9 protein-coding genes are annotated in these 6396 nt (G+C 67.9%); 7 read left to right on the forward strand and 2 right to left on the reverse strand.

The features are described from left to right. Window positions 1–2: 2 nt before the first annotated feature. The 3 genes from rpsP to QZ189_RS10230 all read left to right on the forward strand — a co-directional run bounded on the left by rpsP (window position 3) and on the right by QZ189_RS10230 (window position 2215). Window positions 3–410, forward strand: coding sequence for a 30S ribosomal protein S16 (gene rpsP, locus QZ189_RS10220; RefSeq protein ID WP_296421697.1), 408 nt, complete (start codon window positions 3–5; stop codon window positions 408–410). Window positions 411–421: 11 nt separating this feature from the next. After that, window positions 422–1405, forward strand: a complete 984-nt coding sequence (locus QZ189_RS10225) for a PhoH family protein (RefSeq protein ID WP_010315606.1) — start codon at window positions 422–424, stop codon at window positions 1403–1405. A 75-nt stretch (window positions 1406–1480) separates the two neighbouring features. Then, complete coding sequence (locus tag QZ189_RS10230) at window positions 1481–2215, forward strand: Bax inhibitor-1 family protein (protein ID WP_247477266.1); 735 nt, start codon at window positions 1481–1483, stop codon at window positions 2213–2215. A gap of 65 nt (window positions 2216–2280) precedes the next feature. On the opposite strand, the gene QZ189_RS10235 is transcribed toward QZ189_RS10230, so the two are convergent. Continuing rightward, window positions 2281–2808 carry a hypothetical protein gene (locus tag QZ189_RS10235; RefSeq protein WP_010315603.1) on the reverse strand — a complete coding sequence of 176 codons (528 nt, stop codon included), beginning with the start codon at window positions 2806–2808 and terminating at the stop codon, window positions 2281–2283. Between the two features lie 89 nt (window positions 2809–2897). Between QZ189_RS10235 and era the strand changes: the two genes are divergently transcribed. Genes era through trmD form a run of 3 tightly spaced genes read left to right on the forward strand, consistent with a single transcriptional unit; the run spans window position 2898 to window position 5001 of the window. Continuing rightward, complete coding sequence (era, locus tag QZ189_RS10240; RefSeq protein ID WP_050778441.1) at window positions 2898–3821, forward strand: GTPase Era; 924 nt, start codon at window positions 2898–2900, stop codon at window positions 3819–3821. Between the two features lie 13 nt (window positions 3822–3834). Next, window positions 3835–4299 (forward strand): phycobiliprotein lyase, encoded by a 465-nt coding sequence (locus QZ189_RS10245; protein WP_247477265.1) that lies wholly within the window; start codon window positions 3835–3837, stop codon window positions 4297–4299. 3 nt (window positions 4300–4302) lie between these two features. Continuing rightward, window positions 4303–5001 (forward strand): tRNA (guanosine(37)-N1)-methyltransferase TrmD, encoded by a 699-nt coding sequence (gene trmD / locus QZ189_RS10250; protein ID WP_296421698.1) that lies wholly within the window; start codon window positions 4303–4305, stop codon window positions 4999–5001. Window positions 5002–5005: 4 nt separating this feature from the next. Here trmD and QZ189_RS10255 read toward each other — a convergent pair whose 3' ends face one another. Further along, window positions 5006–5920, reverse strand: a complete 915-nt coding sequence (locus tag QZ189_RS10255) for a stomatin-like protein (RefSeq protein WP_296421699.1) — start codon at window positions 5918–5920, stop codon at window positions 5006–5008. Window positions 5921–5976: 56 nt separating this feature from the next. Between QZ189_RS10255 and QZ189_RS10260 the strand changes: the two genes are divergently transcribed. Further along, a partial coding sequence (locus tag QZ189_RS10260) for an NfeD family protein (protein ID WP_296421700.1) occupies window positions 5977–6396 on the forward strand: 420 nt, incomplete at its 3' end.

Raw genomic sequence — 6396 nt, forward strand, 5'->3', positions numbered from 1 at the left:
TGATCAAGCTCCGCCTGAAGCGGTTCGGTAAGAAGCGGGAAGCGAGCTTCCGCCTGGTGGCCTGCAACAGCACCTCACGCCGCGACGGTCGTCCCCTTGAGGAGCTGGGCTTCTACAACCCCCGCACCAAGGAGACCCGTCTCGACACCGAGGCCATCCGCGCCCGTCTCGCCCAAGGCGCCCAGCCCACCGAGGTCGTGCAGACCCTGCTCGAGCGCGGCGGTCTGATCGAGAAGAAAGTGCGTCCCTCCGTGGTCGTCGGCCAGAAGAAGCAAGCCGCCATCCGCGAGGCTGCTGCCAAGCAGGCCGCTAAGGAAGCTGCCGAAGCCAAGGCTGCTGAGGCCGCTGCTGCTGCAGAAGCCGCCGCTGCCGCCGAAGAGGCTCCCGCTGAAGAAGCAACTGAAGCCTGAGGCCCTCCCCCATGCCCGGGGCTGAAAGCCTCACGGCCTTCACCATCGACCTTCCCGACCAGGACGCCGCCATGGCCCTGGCCGGTGAAGCTGAATCGACCCTGCATCGCCTCGAAGCCCTGACTGGTGCTTCGTTGGTGCTGCGGGGTCTTTCGCTGCAACTGCGCGGCAGGCCGACCCAGCTGGAGCGGGCCGCCGGCCTGGTGGAACTGCTGCGGCCCCTTTGGCAGGAAGGCCAAGGCATCACCCAGGTGGATGTGCAAACCGCCCTCTCCGCCCTGGATACGGGCCGCGGAGAGGAGCACCAGCAGCTGGGGAAACAGGTGCTGGCCCGCAGCCAGAGCGGGAAGCTGCTGCGTCCCCGGACCCTCAAACAAAAGACCTACGTCGAGGCGATCGAACGCCACGACCTCACCTTCGCCCTCGGTCCAGCCGGCACCGGCAAGACCTTCCTGGCGGCCGTTCAGGCGGTCCGAGCCCTGCAGGAGCGCAAGGTGGAGCGGCTGATCTTGACCCGCCCGGCCGTGGAGGCCGGCGAGCGCCTGGGCTTTCTGCCTGGGGATCTGCAGCAGAAGGTGGACCCCTATCTGCGGCCCCTCTATGACGCCCTGCACAGCCTGCTGGGACAGGAGCGCACCGCGGCGCTGATCGAGAAGAACGTCATTGAGGTGGCGCCGCTGGCCTACATGCGGGGCCGCACCCTGGCGGAGGCCTTCGTGATCCTCGATGAGGCGCAGAACACCACCCCCGCCCAGATGCGCATGGTGCTGACCCGCCTGGGGGAGGGCTCAAAGATGGTCGTCACCGGAGACCCCACCCAGATCGACCTGCCCCAGGGGCAGTTGAGCGGCCTGATCGAAGCCGCTCAAGTCCTGGAGGGGGTCGAGGGCATTGCCGTCTGCCGGCTCAGCGCCGCCGATGTGGTCCGCCATCCGCTGGTGCAGCGCCTGGTCACCGCCTACGCCGCCCGGGATGCGGCCAAGGCCCGGCGTTAGTCGGGGGATCCACACCCCCAAAGGGCACACAAGCTGGAGATCGCTGGCAGGATGAAGCCAGTCATCCTCTGTGCCATGCCGGCCAGCAGCAATTTCCAGGAGGCCATCCGCGAGGCGCAATCGAGCGCCCTCGTGGGGCCCAACGTGGTCAATAAGGCGCTGCCCTACGTGGGCGGCGGCATGGTGCTCACCGCCGGTGGCGTGATGGGCGGCCTGGCTCTGTTGGCCAGCAACCCCGCCAGCTTCATGCCCCTGTTCTGGGTGGCCCTGATTGGCAACTTCATCCTCTTCTTCGTGGCCCAGAACGTGGCCCTGAAGGCGAACAACAGCACCGCGCTGCCGCTGATGGCGGCCTACAGCCTGATCACCGGCTTCACCCTGAGCGGCATCGTCGCCCTGGCCATCGGCACCGCCGGCATCGGAGCCATCGGCACCGCGGCTCTCGCCACCGGCGTCACCTTCGTGGCCGCCTCGGTCATGGGCCGCCGCATGAGCGACAGCGTCGGTCAGGCCCTCAGCGGCGTCGTCGGCCTGGGCATCCTCGGCCTGGTGATCGCCATGGTCGTCCAGATCGTTGGCGGCATCTTTGTGCCCGGCTTCGGCATGGGCGGCATGGAGCTGCTGATCGCCGGTTTCGGCACCGTGATCTTCGTGGGCGCCGCCTTCGTGGACTTCTACACGATGCCCCGCACCTACAGCGACGACCAGTACCTGGCCGGTGCGCTGAGCATGTACCTGACCTACATCAACCTCTTCATCTTCATCCTGCGTCTGGTGATCGCCCTCAACGGTGGCGGTCGCCGCGACTGATCCAGTTCCCTGGTTCACCCAAGCGCCCCAAACGGGGCGCTTTTTTGATGCGCCGAGGGGGCGCCTCAGCCCTCCGCCACGGCCAGCACCGCCTCAGCAATCGCCGCGGTCTGAGCCGCGTCATACCCCCAGCGTTTGAGGAAGGCCACGTCCTCACCGCGGCCCTCGGTCGCCTCCAGCAGGACTTCCAGGCGGGCCTTCACGGCCTCAGGCTCCAGCAACCGCAGCAGTTCGGTGCAGCGCGCCTGCACCCGCTCCGATCCCGCCTGCTGCGCCTCATCGGCATTGCGCCCGTGATGCAGCGCCATGGCCGTGCTCATCGCCAGGTTGCGGGCGCTGAGATCCACCACGCCATCGCCGGCCTGGCGCAGGGCCAAGACCACCGGGTCCGGCAGACGGTCCATCAGCGGGCAATCCCCCGCCAGGGAGACCACAAAGAACCCCCGGGCGCCATCCCGGCTGGCCACCAGCTCAGAGACCCGATCGCCAATCACCTCATCGCTGAGTTCACCGTTTTCCCAGAGCCCCAGCCACTGGGCTGTGATCTCCATCGCCTGTTGAAACGTGGGCTCCAGCGGGGCGGCTTCGGTCATGGGGGAGGTTGAACTGCCAAGGTGAGGCTATGGAGTCACACGACCAGCTGCCGCCTTTGCCAGATCTGAGCGATCTGCCGGCCGAGGCCATGGCGGGGGGCTTCAGCCTGGGGCAGAGCCCCGAAGGATTTCGCTCGGGCTTTGTCGCCCTGGTGGGACGGCCCAACGTGGGCAAGTCCACCCTGATGAATCAGCTGGTGGGGGAGAAGGTGGCGATCACCTCCCCCGTCGCCCAGACCACACGCAACCGGCTGCGGGCAATCCTCACCACCCCCACAGCCCAGCTGGTCCTGGTGGACACCCCTGGGATCCACAAGCCACACCACCTCCTGGGGGAGCGGCTGGTGCAGACCGCCCGCGGTGCCATCGGCGAAGTCGATCAGGTCCTGCTGCTGGTGGATGGCAGCCAGGCCGCCGGCCGAGGCGACGGCTTCATCGTGGAACTGCTGGAGCGCATCAAGGTGCCGGTCCAGGTGGCGCTGAATAAATCCGACCTGGTGGACCCGGCCCAGGCCGCCGAGCTGGAGGCCAGCTACCGCGAGCTGGTGCCCGGTTGGCCCCTGCACCCCGTCAGCGCCCTCAACGGCGAGGGGACCGAGGCCCTGGTCAGTGCCCTCGCCGCGGAGCTTCCTGAAGGCCCCCACCTGTATCCACCGGATGCGGTCAGCGACCAGCCCGAGCAGCTGCTGCTGGCGGAGTTGATCCGTGAGCAGGTTCTGCAGCACACCCGCGAGGAGATCCCCCACTCCGTCGCCGTTCAGATCGAGCGGGTCGTGGATGACAAGGAACGCACCGCCGTGCTGGCCACCGTGTTGGTCGAGCGCAACAGCCAGAAGGGCATCCTGATCGGCAAAGGCGGCAGCATGCTGCGCCAAATCGGCACGGGCGCCCGGCAGCAGATGCAGAAACTGATCGCCGGTCCGGTCTACCTGGAGCTCTTCGTCAAGGTCGTTCCCAACTGGCGCCGCAACTCCTCACGGCTGGCGGAATTGGGCTACCGCGGCGACAGCTGAGAGAATCGCCGCCATGAGCGACAACGCCTCCTTCCCCCCCGACTCGATCGAAGCCTTCCTGCGCTTCTGCGACGGCGAGTGGATGAGCCTTCGGTCCCGTTTCGTGCTGGGCGATGACAGCGACGCCGGTGAGGGCGACGAGTGGCACAGCAGCGAGCGCGGTGAACTGGTGGTCCGCTACCTCGAGGGCAACCCCGGCGGGCTGAGCGTCGGGCCCAAGGAGCAGGCGCCCAAGCAGCTGCAGTTTCAGGCCGATGGGCAGTTCCACGCCGGAGATCAGCAGGGCCGCTGGACCCTCTGGCCCGACAGCAGCCTGGAGCTGGTGATCGAGCGCGATGGCAACGAGATCCGCGAGCGGATCTGGTTCAACAAGCCCAACCTGCGGCTGCGCTCCACCATCGAGCAACCGGCCGATGGCACCCCCGGCCGCGCCAGCTTCAGCTCTGAGATTCGCCGGGTGAGCCGGCCCGCCGCCTGAGCGATGCGTCTCGATGTGGTCAGCCTGACCCCGGAGGCCTTCGCGCCGCTGCAGGGTCTTGGGGTCATCGGCCGCGCCTTCGCCGCCGGCCGCGCTGAGCTCCACGTTCACAACCCCCGGGATTTCGCCACCGACCGCTACCGCAAGGTGGACGACGAGCCCTATGGCGGCGGTGCCGGCATGGTGCTCAAACCCGAGCCGGTCTTTGCCGCCTACGAATCGATCCCAACCCAGCCGCGCCGGCGCACCCTGTTGATGTCGCCCCAGGGGCAACCCCTACGCCAGCAGGATCTGCGCCGTTGGGCTGCGGACTACGACCAGCTGGTCTTCCTCTGCGGCCACTACGAAGGATTCGACGAACGCATTCGCTCCCTGGCCGATGAGGAGGTCTCGATCGGCGACTTCGTGCTGACCGGGGGTGAACTGCCGGCGATGACGATCATCAATGGCGTCGTGCGTCTGCTGCCGGGCACCGTCGGCACCGAGGCCTGCCTGGAGGAGGAAAGCCACAGCGCCCTGCTGCTGGAGCACCCCCACTACACCCGCCCGGCCGACTTCCGCGGCATGACCGTCCCGGACGTGCTGCGCAGCGGTGACCACGGCGCCATCGCCCGCTGGCGCGCCGATCAACAACAGCAGCGAACCGAAGAGCGCCGGCCCGATCTCTACGCCCGCTGGCAAGAGCAGCAGCAACAGCAGTGAGCCGTTAGGCCTCGGTCTTCTGCAGCCCCTTGAGGGCACCGAGCAGGGCCGCCGGGCTTTGCGGGTCGACCATCAGCACGCTGCCGCCAGGGGCCTGGGCCATCGATTCGCCCATGGTCATCCAGTCGCCCGCGAGCAGCAGGCGCATCGCCTCCGCCGCCTCGGGATCGGCCTGCATCGCCTTGGCTAGGCGGGTGGCGGCATCGGCGCGGGCCTGGGCCAAGAGTCCCTGCTGCTTGGCCTGGGCCTCCGCCTCCAGCAGCAGGGCTTCCTGCTTGGCCCTGGCATCGAGCACCAGGGCTTCGGCCCGGCCCCGGGCTGCGTTGAGCTGGGACTCCTTCTCGCCTTCTGAGCGCAGGATCGCGGCGCGCTTCTCCCGCTCGGCCGTCATCTGCTGCTCCATCGCCTGCTGCACCCCGCGGGAGGGCTGAATGTCCCGGAGCTCCACCCGGGTGACCTTCACGCCCCAGGGGTCGGTGGCGGAATCCAACTCCCGCAGCAGTGCCTCATTCACCTCCTGGCGGGTGGTGAAGGTCTGATCGAGATCGAGCTTGCCCATCTCGGCGCGGATCTGGGTCAGCACCAGATTCACCATCGCCGCCTGCAGGTTGTCGACCGAGTAGTAGGCCCGCTCGTGCTCCAGCAGTTGCCAATAGACCACCGCATCCACCTCGATGGCGACGTTGTCGCGGGTGATGCACTGCTGCGGCGGGATATCCAGCACCCGCTCCTTCAGCGACTCATGGCTGACCACCCGTTCCACCACCGGAAGCACCAGGGAGAGCCCCGGCTGCAGCTGCCGGTCGTACTTGCCCAGTCGCTCCACCAGGCGGGACTGGCCGCCGCTGGTGACCTTGATGCTGTTCAGCCCCAGGAAGGCCATCACCACCAGGGCCGGCAAGCCAAACAGCGCTTCCATTGGCCCAATTGATCCGTTGGCTTCAAGCTAGGCAGCAGCTGCCTGATCGCAACCCCGTGACCGCGCTGCTCTGGTTTCTGCTGGCCCTGGTCCTCCTGGCCCTGGAGTGGCTCGGGGTGGAGTTCGATGGCCTGCTCGCCGCGGCCCTGGCGGCCCTGCTGGTCTCCCTACTCAGCGCCTGGCTGCCCCTAAACCTGGGACTGCAGCTGCTGCTCTTTGCGGGGGGCTCGGTGGCACTCCTGCTCGTGCTGCAGCGCTGGTCAGCGCGCAAGCGGGAACGGGCCATTCGCCAGAGCGAGGGCTCCCAGTACGCGGAGGTCATCAGCGGCTTCGAGGCCGGCAGTGACCAGGGACGGGTTCTCTGGCACGGCCAGAGCTGGGCAGCGGAGAACCTCGAACCCCGTCAAGCGCTCCAGCCCGGCAGCCAGGTCCTGGTGATGGGGCGCGACGGCACCAACCTGCAGGTGCTGCCGGAG

Origin of the sequence: Vulcanococcus sp. CPBay_Sum15L08_68 (genome assembly GCF_017855895.1) — a bacterium.
Classification (GTDB): domain Bacteria; phylum Cyanobacteriota; class Cyanobacteriia; order PCC-6307; family Cyanobiaceae; genus Vulcanococcus.

Bases quoted from the DNA above. Each gene is read 5' to 3' on its own strand.
- QZ189_RS10225 (WP_010315606.1), top strand. From the start codon at position 422: ATGCCCGGGGCTGAAAGCCTCACGGCCTTCACCATCGACCTTCCCGAC.
- trmD (WP_296421698.1), top strand. From the start codon at position 4,303: ATGCGTCTCGATGTGGTCAGCCTGACCCCGGAGGCCTTCGCGCCGCTG.
- QZ189_RS10255 (WP_296421699.1), bottom strand. From the start codon at position 5,920: ATGGAAGCGCTGTTTGGCTTGCCGGCCCTGGTGGTGATGGCCTTCCTG.
- QZ189_RS10230 (WP_247477266.1), top strand. From the start codon at position 1,481: ATGCCGGCCAGCAGCAATTTCCAGGAGGCCATCCGCGAGGCGCAATCG.
- QZ189_RS10235 (WP_010315603.1), bottom strand. From the start codon at position 2,808: ATGACCGAAGCCGCCCCGCTGGAGCCCACGTTTCAACAGGCGATGGAG.
- era (WP_050778441.1), top strand. From the start codon at position 2,898: ATGGCGGGGGGCTTCAGCCTGGGGCAGAGCCCCGAAGGATTTCGCTCG.
- QZ189_RS10245 (WP_247477265.1), top strand. From the start codon at position 3,835: ATGAGCGACAACGCCTCCTTCCCCCCCGACTCGATCGAAGCCTTCCTG.